10 protein-coding genes are annotated in these 16,389 nt (G+C 49.5%); 6 read left to right on the top strand and 4 right to left on the bottom strand.

The genetic code is table 11. The features are described from left to right. Window positions 1-8 precede the first annotated feature (8 nt). The 4 genes from LZD49_RS09985 to LZD49_RS10000 all read right to left on the bottom strand — a co-directional run bounded on the left by LZD49_RS09985 (window position 9) and on the right by LZD49_RS10000 (window position 6,039). Window positions 9-1,205, bottom strand: coding sequence for a hypothetical protein (locus LZD49_RS09985; protein ID WP_234667210.1), 1,197 nt, complete (start codon window positions 1,203-1,205; stop codon window positions 9-11). 15 nt (window positions 1,206-1,220) lie between these two features. After that, window positions 1,221-4,187: a hypothetical protein gene (locus LZD49_RS09990; protein ID WP_234667211.1), complete on the bottom strand. Its 2,967-nt coding sequence runs from the start codon at window positions 4,185-4,187 to the stop codon at window positions 1,221-1,223. A gap of 99 nt (window positions 4,188-4,286) precedes the next feature. Then, window positions 4,287-5,198 (bottom strand): tol-pal system YbgF family protein, encoded by a 912-nt coding sequence (locus LZD49_RS09995; RefSeq protein WP_234667212.1) that lies wholly within the window; start codon window positions 5,196-5,198, stop codon window positions 4,287-4,289. Between the two features lie 10 nt (window positions 5,199-5,208). Next, on the bottom strand, window positions 5,209-6,039 hold the full coding sequence (locus LZD49_RS10000; RefSeq protein WP_234667213.1) for an RNA polymerase sigma factor: 831 nt from the start codon (window positions 6,037-6,039) through the stop codon (window positions 5,209-5,211). A gap of 498 nt (window positions 6,040-6,537) precedes the next feature. Between LZD49_RS10000 and LZD49_RS10005 the strand changes: the two genes are divergently transcribed. From LZD49_RS10005 to LZD49_RS10030, 6 genes are all read left to right on the top strand, one after another. Then, on the top strand, window positions 6,538-7,974 hold the full coding sequence (locus LZD49_RS10005; protein WP_234667214.1) for a C1 family peptidase: 1,437 nt from the start codon (window positions 6,538-6,540) through the stop codon (window positions 7,972-7,974). 54 nt (window positions 7,975-8,028) lie between these two features. Next, window positions 8,029-9,636: a hypothetical protein gene (locus LZD49_RS10010; RefSeq protein ID WP_234667215.1), complete on the top strand. Its 1,608-nt coding sequence runs from the start codon at window positions 8,029-8,031 to the stop codon at window positions 9,634-9,636. Further along, window positions 9,630-11,249: a C1 family peptidase gene (locus tag LZD49_RS10015; protein WP_234667216.1), complete on the top strand. Its 1,620-nt coding sequence runs from the start codon at window positions 9,630-9,632 to the stop codon at window positions 11,247-11,249. Before LZD49_RS10010 ends, LZD49_RS10015 begins: the two co-directional genes overlap by 7 nt. A gap of 262 nt (window positions 11,250-11,511) precedes the next feature. Next, a complete protein-coding gene (locus LZD49_RS10020; protein ID WP_234667217.1) occupies window positions 11,512-12,180 on the top strand; it encodes a response regulator transcription factor in 669 nt (222 codons plus the stop codon). A gap of 18 nt (window positions 12,181-12,198) precedes the next feature. Then, on the top strand, window positions 12,199-14,025 hold the full coding sequence (locus tag LZD49_RS10025) for a 7TM diverse intracellular signaling domain-containing protein (RefSeq protein ID WP_234667218.1): 1,827 nt from the start codon (window positions 12,199-12,201) through the stop codon (window positions 14,023-14,025). Window positions 14,026-14,124: 99 nt separating this feature from the next. After that, complete coding sequence (locus LZD49_RS10030) at window positions 14,125-16,347, top strand: hypothetical protein (RefSeq protein ID WP_234667219.1); 2,223 nt, start codon at window positions 14,125-14,127, stop codon at window positions 16,345-16,347. The last annotated feature ends 42 nt before the right edge of the window (window positions 16,348-16,389 follow it).

A 16,389-nucleotide genomic window follows, 5' to 3' on the forward strand; every position in this document is an offset into this window, starting at 1 on the left:
TGAAAATTTTACCACAACTCATCAGGAACATAAACCTGATCTTCGAGCAACGCGTCCAGCCCGTTGAGATGTGCACCCTTAAGCACTTCGAAAAGCAGCCTGAACTTGCGATCGGTTTTATAGGCGTCAAAAGTGAATAGTTTCAGTTGATCCGGCGGCAGCTCACCGGGTCGCTTGCCTTCGAACAGTAAGCGGGCATTGGGACTTTCGTTCAGGCGGTCGTATTTGTCCATAACCCCGTAAAAAGAGAAGGTGTGGGCGTGAACGGCCATTTCGGCCAACTGGCGAAGAATGCTCTTTCTAAATTCCTCGTCGACCGGGCCGGACCTTCGTTGCAAATCCTCAAACAGATGCCCGTATTTCCCGTAAAACTTCCGCGCATACCTGACAACCATTTCATATTCAATTACTTGCCTCTCAAAACCAGCATTACTGGTTTCGGCCGGCGGCGAAGGGCTTTCTGCCTCAGCCACAGGAACGGCCGCAACGCGCATTTGTGCCGCGGGAGCCTCGGAGACAGTTGTTGCCGAAGGTTTCAACAGCCAACCGGCAACTCCCGCCGCCCCGGCAAAGAGCGCGCCCAGAATCCCCGCCCAACCCAACATCCTGTTGGAGCCGTCCCTGATAAATAATGAATCACCGAGCTTGTCCGCCTGCATTACCCGGACCCGCTCCGCATATAATGAACGATCCAACACATACGTCGATCGTTTTACGGCGGCCAGTGCTGTAATACCTGCCAAAAACTGCTTTACCAGCACCGTATCCGCATTTGCTGCGCCAACGGCCGCCTCGCTATCAATATCCAGAAACGAACCGAGTTTTTTCCTGACACCCATCCATTGCGCGGCAGTATCTAAGACCATCGGATCGCCCAGCAGATAACGCAACCGGTTTTTCCAGTTGCCTTTTAAAGTGTAAGCCCATTCTCCGCCTGTACGTATCACCCGGTAATCGAGATATTTCTCCCCGGTCAAAAAATCCTTCAATGCACTCGTGTCGGCCCTTAGCAGAATGACCCTCTTTTTCTCTCTTGGCAGGATCAGCCAGGTTGTGTCGCCTTTTCCAGCGGAGGCCAGTACCGTTTCTGAAAGGTTGGCAAGCCGCAACTGTTTTTCGTTCACCGACATCTGTTTCAAGGAAACGACAATTCCTAAAAGTGACGCGACGGCGACCAGGATTGCCCCCAAATATCTTTTTCTCATGTCTGAACGATGCTTCTAAATTTCTGAAAAACTATCGGGCAGCGAATTGTCGATAGGCATATGACAGCCTGCCGCCGAACCGAAGAACGGGAAGAGCGTCTGCCACACCATTGAGCTGTTGCGCATAAACTCACGCGGATATGCAATCGTTTTAAGGCCGGTTTCCGTTCTGAGCCAAAACTGCTCACCATCAAAAATCAGGTCGATAGCTTCCCCCAAATCCAGGCCCTCGCAATGGTATTTGATCCCGCTGATATGCACCGAGTGGATATTGGGATTATATGGGGCGGCAAACTTCGTCCCTTTGGCAAAGAAGCGCAGGATCTCGGGCTGCGTCGGAGTTGCAACAGCAACCGGCTCATCGATATCGTCATACACGAAATCATCCTTGATCCAGGCATGGAAAGTATCCTCAAACCAGGTGGTTTTCAAATGTGCGGGCTTGCCGTATCCTTTCTCGATCTTGGTGTAAGTATCCGGCCCTTTCGCGGTGTTCACTTCGGTAAGCGTGTGCAGGCCGGGAAGGCCCACAATATTCGCGTCAAAACTTACCTTCCGGTTGCTGAATGCGCCGCTCAGGCAGATTTTTTTAAGCTGGTTGAGAGAAATTTCCTTGATATCCTGGATCACGATCCTGTTGTTTCCCTTCGCATCCCTGCCCATTTCCTGCCGTACCTCGTCCACCAGCATGCGGAACAAAAACCCCCGGCCGGTCAGGACGATTTTGCTGATCTTGCCCAAGTCCTTTCCTACGTTTTCGGGATCTGATACGATTACCTGGCCTTTCAGTTTCCTGACCAGTTTTTTGACTGCATTGTGGATAAATCCGAAGTCGTCCCGGATCGTCTCCTGCGATTTCAAAATCACATTCAGAGCGTCGACAATAACCGAAAGCACACTGGACTCGCTAATATTTTCTGCCAGTAGTGTCTTGACCTCACTGACAACATTTGCCGGGATCAGCTCCGACAGCTTGGCAGCCTTACTGCTTTCACCCTCAAAATTATGCTTGAAATGCTCTATTATTTCAAGAAAATTATACTTGGCAGCAATGTCCGTTTGCTCGGAAGCGATAATATTCAGGAGTTTCTTTCGCTCATCCCAGGAGGCTGTCTCTCCTCCCAAAACCGCGACCACGATCGTCTCGATAAAAGCATAGGAAATCACATTCCCCGCACCCACGAAACCTGACCGGAATTCTGAGCTGAGATTATACTCGTTGTCGCTTTTGATAATGGAAAAATCAGTCGTTCCCTTTCCGACATCCACGATGAGATAGTTGGCATTATTCTGAGGCACATCGGGCACGGTCCAGTAACCGAGGAAGGAAGCGTCGCTCTCGGAGAGGGTGCCCACCTCCGCCCCACCGATGTTATAGGTTTTAATTACCTCAGGCTGGTCGAAAAACTGGTAGGTGAGGTTAATAAGCCTGCTGAGCAAAGCCTGCTCCAAAATATTGGGAATCAACAATTTGATGTTGACATACAGCTTGTTCTCATCATTTTTCTGTGCGTGTATATTCGATAGCAGCGCGTGGAGAAAATGGTTGATCGCCATTTGCTGGACATCCAATGCAATGCTTCCAAATTCGCTTTCCTCAGCCCGGTAGGGGTTTGATTTCCTGTCGCGATATTTGATCCGGAAATTGTAAGCACCCAGATGCGCCAGTTTCGAGTTGGTAACAAGCGCGTGCGTCCTTTTCAGCTCGTCGATCTTATCTTTGGTGGTCAATATCGTGATCACATCCGCGCCGTCGGCCTGGTTGGGCTTACCGTACTTTTCCATCACAGCATCTTCCTTTTTTACAAAGAGCTGCGAGCGGAAAAGTTCTTTGTCCGCATCCTGCTGGTGGAAAGGCGGCACCAGCCCGGGGTAAAAGTTCTCCCACACCAGTTGAAGCAATTCCTTTCTATTCATCGACCGATCTTCCGCACGCGGGTGCACCACTACCTGGCTTGCCTCCGAACCGAAGTCCAGGGCTAGGTCGTAGATTTGCGTGGTAGGCGCGAAAGCCGTTTTGATTTTTCCCAAAAACACGCTCTCGCCTTTTTGCAGCCGGAATACAATGTGATCAACCACGACGTTTCTCGAAGTGAGCATCGTTTGGTTCTTTCCGCTTGCATCCAGCTTCACCGTGACGCCCGGCGACAACTCGGCGGCAAACAGCCCGACTTCGTCGACAATCCGCAGTGACACTACCAGGCTATTGTCAGTCACCTGCGCCGATTCGATCCCCACCGTCTGATGCCCCGATGCCGTGGTATGCCCCTGACAAGCCCCACCTACCAGACTGAACAAATGTATGTTTTCGATGTTTTGCTCAAAATTGAAGTTCCTGATGTAACCACTTCCCGCCTCATTTTCCGGGCATAGCTGCACCATATGAAGGCTTTTGCCGCGTACGAGTATGGGCAGAAAAAAATGGGCGTTGGGAAACACGATCTTAGGCATCGAAATTTCCTGGAGCGGTTTCGACTGCCTATCCGCATTACCAGCTCCCTCCGACGCTTGCTCTGCCGGTGCATGTTCCAGATCGAGCATCAGGTTGTACAAATCTACGCTGTTGGTGCACCGGGCGAAGGCGCGTACATAAATCCAGAATTGAACGATCAAATCGACATCGATATCACTCCGGTAGTGGCTTAGGCTGTTACGTAAGGTATAAATCTTTTTAAAATTGTTGGTCCAGTCGCCGGCCGCCCGCCCGAAATCACGTTTTAATAGATTTCTATACTCGTAACAAAAAGAAGAAAAATGCGGGTAGTCGATCAGGTTCCTGGGGTCATGGCCCTCTGCTATCTCTGCATCCCAATTCGGTCGCTGCTCGTGTGTCAGTATATTTCTATATTTTCCAGCCCAATTTTCTCCCCCATATTCGGCCGAGAGCAGTTTTACAAAATAGTCCCTGACAAAATCGATAAATATGCTCAATGCTTTCCTGACATTTTCCTGCTGCACACGGGTTGCGTATTGGGCGGTCATACTGGGAGAGGTTTAACAGGCTTTCTAATAAAAATGGCCCGTCGGGCGAGTCCGGCAACCCTTCCGTAAATTCGAAGGATCCCGGACGCCCGACCGATTTCATTTGAGTTTTTCCAGGATTTCTTTGCGGCCTTCCTCATACCTTGGATCGGATACCTGCGCCAGACTCTTCCGTCCTTTTTCCAGCTCGCCGGATTGAATATAACTCAACCCTTTATACCACAGCACATCCTGCGCAAGCGATTTCTCCTTAACCTGATCGAGCACCACAACCGCTTCATTGTAGCGGCCCGCTTTCACGTACGAAATGCCCAGTAGCAGTTTTCTGTAATTTTCTTCGCTTGCCGACAGCGCGGTTTTCTGCTTTTCATCTACCGCCGTCCCGCCGCTACCATACTTGATCTCGTCGGGGTTCTCCGCTTTACCGGTATCCGTCTTTTTACCCAGGCCCAGCGACTTCAGTTTTTCGATCGATGCGCGAAGGCCGTCGGCAGTATTGATCCCGGTAACATCTCCGGCAAACCGCGACGGTACATTCTTCAAGTCAAGTCCTTGCGAAATATAGTACTCCGCCGCGTCCCGGGCCTCGGGGACCACTAATGTAGCCTTATCCTTTGTTGGTGTTTGCAATGTATCGCCCGCATTGGAGATCGCATTGTCAATCCCCGGCTTCTCTCCGTTGTTGAGCCAAAACAAAATGCCTACCCCGACTGCCACCGCAACCACCGCCGCAGCGAGCAACCATTGCCGTTCCGTCCAGAGCGGGCGTTCTTTAACATCTTCCTCCTTTTTCTCGGGCTCGGGCATTTCGAAATGCTCCAGCTCGTCGAGTTCTTTGAGATAATGTAATTTCTGTGCCGCTTTGATGGTCGCTTTCACTTCTTCGACTTCGTCGAACAAATCGATGTCCTGCTTGATCAGCTTTCGATATTCATCCGCTTCCTGCTCGCTCATCTCATTCCCCAGATAGGCCAATATGCGGCGATATTCTTCCTCATTAATCTTTTTCATAGCGTATCAATTACAATCCTTTTAATTCCATACAATTCCTTATTCTCATCATTGCCCTGCTGCAAATCGTGGTGGTGTTGCTTTTGTTGATACCCAGCATTTCGCCGATTTCCTCAAGGGATTTTTGATCAATCAATCTCCAAACGAACACTTGCCTATACCTTCCATTTTCCTGCCCGAGGCGCTCGATACAATCTTTAAGGGCAGCCATCGGGTCCTCGTCTTCGTTCTGGTCCTCCGAAATTAGATCAGGCACCCACTTATCGTCCTCATCGTCGTCCTCCTCTATGTTTCCCTTCTTCCCTTTCAAATCGTCAAGTGAGCCGAGGTTGCTTTTTTCCAGCTCACGAAAATAATCCATCGCTTTGTTGTAAGCGATTCCCTTATAGTAACGTAGCAGGCTGGACATCGAATTTCCGATTCTTTGCCGGTCAATTGTTCCCGCAACGATTCGTTCTCTGAATGAAATTCGTGCTTTCTGGATTACGTCTTGCCGGCTATCCAGGTCTTTGATATCCTTGACACCCGCAGATCTAATGACCAGAGAATTGGTAAGCTCGTCGAATATCTTCCAGGCCAGCCTGTTGTCGGCGCCCAGCTCGTTCAAAAAGCGGTCAACGGACATGTAGTAAATGAACTTTTTGTACTCGTGCCTTAAATAAAGCAAGTTGACATAGTCCATCAACGCAGCGTGGTCTGAAAGGTGCCTGGGTTCAATACCTGACGCGGTGTCGACCAGGAAAGCTGCAAGAGTATCCTTATTCAGTTTTCCTCGCTCGGAGACCTCCGCGACATCCTTGCCAAATTCCAGCTCGGCCCTTTGGTCAATTTGTTTCAACATAAAAATTCGGGAAGATGACCTCCGGTTCTGATCCTTGCTGTGCAAGTCCCGGAAAAGCAGTTTTGGGTCTTTCCTGTAACGATCAAATGGATTTTCTGATCCCATAATTGTTTAATCTAGATTATTATCCGTCGCCCGTTACCAGGCAACTTGATTTTTGTAGCCTACGTAGAGTATTCGTAAAAACCGATTGATGTCACACAGCCTGATGAAAAAAATTCCTGGCCGCAATCCGGGATAGCCTGGCTGTGCTGGTGGTGACCGCCCTGTGATACCGGGGCCGTGGTCATGCAACAAAAATATCAGATAGGATTCCGGCGGTCACATTCACTCGATAAGTTTTCGGACTTTTCCCCGCCTCGCCGGGCGGTTACATGTATTTTTAACCTTGTTCGGACCGATCTATAAAAGGACCACAACAAAATTTTCTGAAAATGCCGAAACCTGTGTGACATTCCTCCCGCATCGGCGAACCATATTTAAAGAACAACCTGTCAGATGAAAAAACTTACCATCTTCCTATTCATGCTAGCCTCCGGATTGGGAAGCAGCTTTGCCCAGGGACTGATTCTCGACTCCGTGGAATTCAACAAGCTGCCCAAAGCGCCGACCACCAACGGGTCCAAAGATTTCGGTGAACTACCTTTGAAAGTAGACCTCACCCCACACACGCCCACACTCGTTGCCCAGGGGAAGGATGATCAAACCTGCGTAGCCGTATCGACGGCGTTGATTGCCGTTGCGACCCAGCGCGCGACTGCCGCTGGAATCACCGATCCCCAGCAAATCCTTCGGCGGTACGCATTGTCGCCGCTTTACGTATTTTCCAAGCTTAACAAAGACAACTGTAAAGTCGGATTGAAGCTTACCGACGCAGCGAATTACCTCCGCGATGCCGGTTCGATTTCATTTTCGGCCCTTGAAGCCACCACATGTAATGACGACCGTATCGCGGCAGCACTCCGCAGAAATGATGAGCTGACAAGGATCCGGGAAGTCCAGAAGGTGTTTCTTAACAAGGAAACCGACACAGACATAGAGTATGCCGTAAAGTCTCAGCTTGCCGCCAAACGCCCGGTTGTTGTCGGGATTCCCATCGATATGGGTTTTTCCAGACTTAGCAACGACAACCCGTATTATACGCCCAGCGGAAGCGCCGCAAAAATTCTCTGGCATGCTGTGACTGTCATAGGCTATGACGACGAAGTGAATGCCTTCAAACTGGCCAATTCATATGGCACCAAGTGGGGCGCCAACGGCTTCTTTTGGATGCGTTATCCCGAATTTGTGGCCTACGCTACCGAAGGGCTTGTGATGCACCTTTATCCTGAAAAGCAACCGGGTGAAAAGGAATCGCATGTAATCCTTGGTGGGAAGTTCGACTTCAAGAGTGTGACATCGACCCCCTCCGGCCTGAGGTTCAATTCCGAAATGGCGCGGCATCTTTACGGCGGCCATTATGAGCTTCTGAAAAAAGACTGGAAGGAAGGCCAGCGCTTTCAGCTCATTGCGGAAAACACACAACACGGCGAGCATATTTGTGTCTTTAGCATTAACGAGAAGAACAAAATCAATATCCACTGGCCACGGGACATTAATTATAGTGATATCTCTTACGGGTTGGGCGAAAGCGACCTGATCGGACAAAGCGACAAAATCGTAATCCCTGGCTCAAAAACAGCATTGCGCATTATGGAAACAGGCACCGACTACCTCTGTATCCTATATGGCAGCAATCCGATCAAACCTGAATTGCAAAACATCCTGGAAAAAGTACAGGCCTCTTCGGGGACGATGCTGCAAAGAGTTCAGAATGCCCTGGGCAGTCGGCTGGCGAAGGACCACGTAGATTATATTTCTAATAAAATGGAGGTATTCGCAAACCCGCAACAGGGCGACATTATCCCTATCATCCTTGAAGTCAATTCAAAATAAACAACATACCCGCTTGCCGGGCATTCCGCGACGGACATAGACATACACATAACTATGAAAACACAAATCTGGATACTGGCCTTGCTGGCCTTCCTGAAAACCTCTGCCCTGCTGGCCCAGTTGCCGGACCCGGTGCGGATCGGACGACAGCTTGGCAAATGGCAGGCGCATAAGGCCATCAGTACGCACAACGGCTATTTAATCGTCGGCAAGCGCCATGCCGAAAATGGCAGCGTGCGGCTTGCCCTGGCAGGTACCGACCACACAGGCGCCGTCCGATGGAACAAGAGCTACGATCAGCTCGCCGGGGACTCGGAGGCGTTTGATTTGCTCTCAATCGGCCCAAACAAGGTGCTGATGACGGGACGTCTCAACGATCAGGCCGTACTTTGGTGCATCGACCCAAACACAGGCAAGATGGAAGGTACACCTTACAAATTTGGCCACGGGCAGGCGCGCTCAATTGCAAGAATTTCCAAAGACTGGTTTGCAATAACAATAGAAGAGCCCGGAAATATCCGGTTGGTAGGGATGAATGCCGATATGACAACCACCTGGGAGCGCAGTTATGCACCAATGTCCCATTCCGTAAGCAGCCTTTGCCCGATCGGAAACGGCTTATTTTCGCTTGCTTTCGATAACTATTATACAGTCCTGAGCGAAACAGGCAAAGTTGTTGCCCAGGGAAATGTCCCGGGCGCCGAATGGAGGGGAAATTTGGGGCGTGCAAACGGCGAACTGCTCGTCTTCGGCTCTTATCGCGCGACAGGCTCCGGTATGGATAACCCGGAAGCATTTGCAGCGTCGGTATCGGGAGAAAGCGGCAGCTCGGACTGGTTTCGTCGCTACGGGGAGAGAGGTGCATTCGAGGCGGTTTACGACATGGTCGAGCAACCCGGCGGCCGTTTGCTCATGCTCACAAAGCGAAAAACGGCAATTTACTTCGTGGAACTGGGACTAAACCATACAATTGAAGCGTCGATTTGTCTGACAGACAGTGCCAGCGACCACGATTACGAGCCCGTCAACATACTGGACAACTGTGGCTGGCTGAACCGGCGGGCCGTCTTGTACAACCGCTCAGACGGAACGGTTTGGGTGCAGCAAACAGCCGGTAACCTGCCAGCGGCCAACGGTGAGCCGGCGCTAAGTTTCAAACTGGCGATCACAAATTTTCAGCTGGATTCCGTACCCTACCGACCGGTCGACGGCAAGCCGATCACCCTTGAATTGGAAAAACAACAGGGCCTGCATCAATATGTCGATTTCCTGGATACCTATGGGGAAGGATACGCCTATCTGTTCGGCTTGAATCAAGAAAGAAACCAATGGGTAAGCTTAGGATGGATCAAAATAGGAAGTAAAAACCCGCTCTTGCTCGAATCCCTGGTCACCTCCGGGCAACATCTGATCATCGTCTCTAAAAGGCCGTTTGCCGACCCGCTGACTTTGGTCGGACAAAGTTTCAGCGCTCGCCTTACCGGGAGGCCCGTTTCTGAAACGGACGATCCTCTCGGCCAGATCCCTGAAATGCCGGAAGACGCCGGCATCCAGGTGAGCTGCGATGGTACCCACTTCTCTGTACAGCATTTTCCACCCAATGGATATTTGCCAATCCTGATCAAAACGCGAAAACAAATCCCACCCCACAGCCAATGGTAGCCTTTCATTTCAATGAGATTATCGCCAAAACGAACCCATTACTCATATGGCTGTGCCTGGTTGCCGGCTGCCTGCATGCCCCGGCCCACGCCCAGACGGACGCAGACCAGCAGGATGGTTTTGCCATCGACTATGCCGATTCCACCGAAGTAGAGGCAGTCGAAATTTATGGTGCCCGTAGCAGCGATCTGGCCCGCAAAAGGATAAGCCTGCGCAGCTTCACGCCTCCGGTAGGAGATATGGCTAATGCTCCATCAGGGCAAGTGTTGGGTTGGGCATTTGCCTATTATGCGCCTGCCATCGCTTTCCACCTCAAACCATCGGAAATACTCAGCCCATACTTCCTCTTTGACATGCTTACCAAATCTAACGGCAAATGTCAGCTGCCGACAAGCAATTACATTCAGGAAATCCAGCGCATCATGATGGAGACGGGCTGTCTCCGCAAGGCGGATTACGCCGGGAGCGGACAATGTATGACCAGGCCCGACCTCTCCGGATATCGCAGTGCGCCAAGGCTCAGGATTGTGATCAACAGGATACTTTCCGTCAGTGACGACCGCGAAGCACTCAGACCAGAGTCGGTGCTGTTTGCGATCCGTAAAAAATTGGATGTGAATATGCCTGTTGTGGCCCTAATGAAAGCAGACAAGGCTTTCAGGCAACTGGGCAATGCGGCCTGGCAACCAAATAACGATCCTGAGCTGTTCTCGCACGCCGTCGTGATAGTGGGTTACGACGATTTCAAAGAAGAGATCGAGGTGGTAAGTCCGTGGGGAAAAAAATGGGGCAATAGCGGTTTCGGTCGAATTAAGTATCAAAATCTTACCTATCTCAAAAAGCTTTATCAGGTAAGCGAACCGACCCAACTTGCATCGGCAAAAATTGAACTGAAACAACATTCGAAAGTCAAACCGGAAGCAGCGGCAGTCCGTAAGCCTGCTGCAAAGACCGCGCCCGTCAACACTGCACTTCCGTCTCCCTTTAACACAACGCTCTTTGGCCTGGTCGGTTTCAGAAGAGCGGTGTATGAAACTTCGGACGGACAGGTCGCATTTGAAAATCTGACCTTTAAAAACAAAGACGGTGTCTACCAATCATCCGAAGGGAAGGTATGGGGGACGGGTGACAAATTTCAACTGGTCGTCAATGCGCTCACCCCTAATACGCACCTCTACATTTTTAGTGTAGACCCATCGGGCAAAGTGCAAATTCACTGGCCTAAAAACCCTGCACTAAATAATAGTGTAAAGGGCTCTTTTTCATCGCTGATTTCAGATTCAACTACTTCTTTTGTGGTTCCCCGGCCTAAAATGACTGAGACCAACGGACAAGTTGTATGGAAAGAACAAGCTTTTGTCAAAACAAAAAGCGGGCCCGATTACCTGGTTATACTTCATTCGAGTGAGCAGATCGACAACGATGCACTGTTATCTCTGACCGACAGCATGGCCGGGCAATACGAAGCGCCTCATTTCGCAACACGCCTGAAGACATTGCTTGGTGAAAAACTAATTAAAGCTCCAAATGTAAGCGGCGAATCGGGCCGGATCCGGTATGCGGTAAAAAGTAACCAGGGATATGTACTGCCTTTGATCCTGGAAATAGACTAGTGACCGGTCCTTTTATTACCGCGTGGCGGTTCACAGCGTTTTGTTAACAAAAAATTGAAATAATCAATTTTTTGTTAACTCGGCAATAGTGTAACTTATAGACCCATATCGTATTCCCTACGAAAACCCTCTCTTGACGTGAACAAGCCGCTTAATCTCCCCCAAAGATTCCATATGGTTACTGTTTCGTTTCCCCCTGAAAAAAGGGGTATGAGATACGAATGCCTCACGCCTACTTTTGGGAAACACTAAAAAATAACTCATGACAAATCCAATTATCCGAATTGTTATTGGTGAAGACCATAGGCTGTTAATCCAAGGGTATCAGAGCTTGCTCAGCAAAACTACTGACATTCAGATCGTAGCGGTAGCAACCAATTTTTACGAAGTAATACAAAAGCTGAAAACATGCCCTTGTGACGTGCTGTTACTGGACCTGACGATGCCGATGGCTTCCAATAGCGATGTAACGCGTCTTTCCGGGCTGGATGTACTGGAATTCATCAAGAAAGAACAGCTAGGGATTAAGGCCCTGGTCATATCCACGCACCGCGATTATGAAATCATTAAAAAAGTGACAGCGCTGGGCGCGTTCGGATATGTATTCAAGAATATCAACTATGACGAATTCATTGAAGCGATTCGTGCCGTCGCTTCCGGTAAAGATTACTTCCCCAAGGAAGTCGAGGGGATTCTTACAAGCAAGCTGCAGGATGAGGAGCGCCTTATTGCCGGTGGTGTCAAGATTACGCCACGGGAAAAAGAAATCCTGAAATTACTTTCAGAGGGCATGAAAGCCGACGACATCGCGACTCTGCTAGGCCTTGGAAAATACACCATTGAAGAATACCGGACCAACCTGATCAAGAAATTCAAAGCAAAAAACACCACTAACCTAGTCAAAAAAGCATGCGATTTTAAGTTTATCTGACTCCTAACTAATGCAATTATGCCCCTCCTTTTTTTGAGAAAACCACAGACGTGGCTGCTGCTTTTATTGCTTGTACCTAAAATTCTGTTCGCGCAAGGTGTAATCGAAATTCGTGAGGGGTTGACAAAAATTGCGTTGAAAAACAAACTGGAATATTACGTCGATCTGACGGGAGGAGAATCATTCCCTTACGTTCTCAAACATTTCAAAGGGATACCGATACAGAATTCGTATCCCATTTTTCGCGATTCGCCCTACGCGCACTGGTTGCAGTTCAGGGTGAGAAGCGCTGCATTGAAAAACCAGAAAATATCGCTGGTTACCAAGGGGATAGACAGTCTTCAGGTATATGTCACACAGGGCGATTCGATGGTTTATAAATTCGGCCCAAACGGAAGCCATACTCCGATTTTCCTGCGTGAGAAAGTCAGTCCACTCCTTTTTACAACACTGGAATTGAAGCCCTCAGTGACGTATACGGCGTGGGTTCGTATCCGCAACGTCCATTATTCACTGGCTGCATCGCCATTTGATTTGTACGGCTACGAAACGGCCGGAAGATACCTCTTAGATAAGACGTTGCTTTACAGTGTCTACATTGGAAGTACCTGCCTTATTCTTTTGTTCAGTTTGATATTGATCTATTTTTTCAAAGAGAAGATCTACTGGTATTACATGGGCTGTGTTTGCTGCGCACTGCTCATCATGTTTATTTACAATGATTTTATTTACCTGTTTTGCAACCGGCTACCCAGCCTGATACTGAATAAAAACGCACTGGGCATCCTGAGCGCGACAGTGCCGGTATTATACCTGCTCTTTGCTGAACAGTACCTGGACATTGACCTGCGCTTAACATCACCAACTTTCGTGATCAGCCGGGCCATTTTCGCTTTTCAGTACCTGGCCATGGCGGTGCTCATAGCATGGGGAAAACCCTTGTTCGACTTCCGTATTCTCTTTTACCTGACTATGGCAAGTCTCAGCGTCATTCAGCTGGTTTACCTGTATCAAAAAATCAAAACTGTTCAGGCAAGACTCTTTCTGTTCGCTACCATTCCAGTGACAGTGACCGTGCTTCTGGAAACATTTTCGGGACTGCACCAGATTCCCGTGCAGAGCATCCACGACAACTACTACATGACAACCCTGACCGAACTGCTTTTACTAACGGGCGGGATCGTTTATCGCTTCAAAGAAAATCAGAAGGAGAAGTTCCGGCTTGAAAATGAGATACTGACCATTCAATCGACGACAAAAAAGGAAATTACCAGCCTGATCGCCGATAAACTTCACAATCACGTAAGCTCGGATTTGGTTGTGTCCAAATCCAAGTTTACCATGCTGCAAAAAGAACTCTCCGGCGACAACCACACCGAGGACTGGCGGTTCGCTTTTGAGCGCATAGACTCGGCGTATAATGCTGTTCGGGACCTGTCCCATCAGCTGGGAAAATCGGCAAATTCTGTTTCGTTGATCAATATGCTGTTAGCCCGCTACCACGGCGAGGCCCGGGTTGAGATAGATCATCAGGGACTGGACCCGGACAATCCAATCAACAACAAGTCGGAGGTCATGATTTTCAGCATCATTTCTGAGATCATCACCAACGCGATCAAGCATGCCCGATGCACGTCCATCAATGTGCAGCTCACTTACGCCAAACCGGAACTGACCGTCATCGTCGAAGACAATGGAATAGGCTTCGACGTCACCAAGGCGCTGGGCACCGGATATGGCCTTGCCGACATTACCAGGAAGGTAGAACACACCCTGCACGGGAAGATTTCCATCGAAAGCAACTCCGGCGGAACCGTGGCCATCGTTAAAATCAGGCTGAAATAATTTTACACAAAATATCCCTCCTTCCCCTATTTCTGGGGGCGAGACTCTCCATGCCTCTTGCATTCCTTTGTAACCACTAAAATTCCTCAACTAACCTCTATGAAAGCGAACTTCTTATTACCCCTACTACTCTTATTCTCGATAACATGCGCGTACGCGCAGCCGAAGCCCGGAAAAAAGCCTTCCAAAACTATTGTAAGACCGACCAAACCTGCTACCAACAAACGACCATCCGATCCGCAGAAGAAAAAAGAACAGGGAACAAAGATTGCCAAGCCTGATCCGACAGCCAGTCCAAGCCGACGCGTCGTTGAGAACACACCGCCCAAAAACGACAGATTGGCTCCCAATCCTGAAAGTGACGACAACCTCAGGAGAATCGAAGAACAAAACAAAGCGGCACTTGCCGCAGCCGGCGAAAAAGCAACCTATTACCGGATGGACAGGGCCAGTATTACCGTGCTTCCCATTCTGCTGGATGTTCCCGGCCTTTATGTGCACGACAAGGAAAGCAATCCAGTCTATAAGCCTCAGGAACTTTTCAAACGTATGCGTGTGAAGGACTACCGAGGTAATGTGCTGGTGAGTGAAAAACATTTTACCAACAGGATCGGATTTGACACCGGCGAGATGTTCAGGACGATCCTGAAAGATTCCATGAACTTCTACTCGCTGGTAAACCTGCGACCTGCCAAGGCGAAAGGGGAATCTGTTGAGGCGGCCAGGGGAGGGTCGCTGATCAACCAGATCCAGCAATATATGACCCAGAACAATGTTGCTACAAACATTCTCAATATCTGGACCAACAAAAGCATTTTGATGGACCGGATCATGTATTCGCGCACAGAAGCCGACCGGCGCGAGCGGGTTGACCCGAAAAAACTGGCCGTGTTCGAAAAGCTCCTGAAAAAGAACTATGTACTGGTGCTGGCCGTGGTGAATGCAGAAAAGAAAGTCGAGAGAACCGAAAACGACGGAACCTACGAAACGTTCAGGGGGCATATCGAGGGTTATCTGTACCAGATTGACCCGGATGGCCTGGATTTCAACAACTTCAAGGACAAGCACCCTCTGAAATTCATTACGAGTGTTTCCATGCGCAATGAAGACATCGATCCAAGAAGCGAGGAAATTATAGAACTGCTTGGCGGACTTACGATCGAAGAATTCAAGGAAAATGTCAACAGATTTATCGCCAGAGATATTCGTAGCCAGGCGCAGTCATTTTACAAAAACAAGGATTATGCGTGTGCCAAAAACTATTTCGAATATGTGCAAAAGGCGAAGCTGAAAGATACGGATGCCGCTGTGCTCCGGTCGCTGATCAACGAATGCTCGGCGCAGATCGCCCGGGGCAACCTTTCGCAGGATAATACCTGTGCGATCAATACGGAGGCCATTTTCGAGGACTGGGAGTTTGTGCAGGGCGCTACGAACCAGTCATTGAAGGATTTGGAAACCCGCATTGAACCATTGAAGGTCAAATCCTACATCTCCAAAACCAGCCCTTACATCGCCATCGAAATCGGGAAAAAACAGGGCCTTTACACCGATCAGCGCTTTTTGGTATACCGGAAAACACTCGACAAAAACGGCAAGGAAGGTACGAAGCGCGTCGGGACACTGCGAGCCGTGAAAGTAGCTAACAATACCGAAAAAGCGGAGCACAAAAAACGGTATAATCCCTTCGCGATCACTTTTGAATCGCCGAAGTCTAATACAATGTCCGCATCTAACAAAAAGGAAGTCACTCCAACGAAGGAAGTCGAACTGCGCCAACCACACAGCAAGCCGAAGGCCGACAGCCTCGCCGAAGCCCTCAATACGATGTCGGTTTTCAAACAGATCGACGGTGGCCACCTCGAACCGTTCGACCTGGTGGTGCAGAACGAAGATAAGGGCTACGGCGTGCAGCTGGGGTACGGCACGCGGATCGACGTGCCTTCCTACATCATCGGTGTCGACTTCCGCCTTGCGACCATTTTGAAGTCCCGAATGCCGTTCGCCGGCCTGAAGGCAGGTGTCAACCTGGCACTTCCGCAGGAGGACAAAATTTACAACGATGTCCAGATCACGAAGGGTAAAACCGCAGTCTGGGATGCCTACCTGGCGCGGGAGTTCTATCTGTCCCGGTTTTTCGACATTAAGCCATTCGCCGGCCTGATCGCCTACAAAGACGCTTCCTCGTTTATGTTCGGCTCGGCCGTCTACATCAACCTCGTTGGCCGAAACAGCAATTTAAAAGTAAAACTCGCCCCCGAGGTCGCCTACGTGGTCGACTTCCCGATCCAATATTCCGTCAACGTGCGCTTCGACTTTTAGCACCCCAGTACCGACCTAAGACAAAACCTGAATCGAATTTTA

This window comes from Dyadobacter sp. CY261, from assembly GCF_021440085.1.
GTDB lineage: Bacteria > Bacteroidota > Bacteroidia > Cytophagales > Spirosomataceae > Dyadobacter.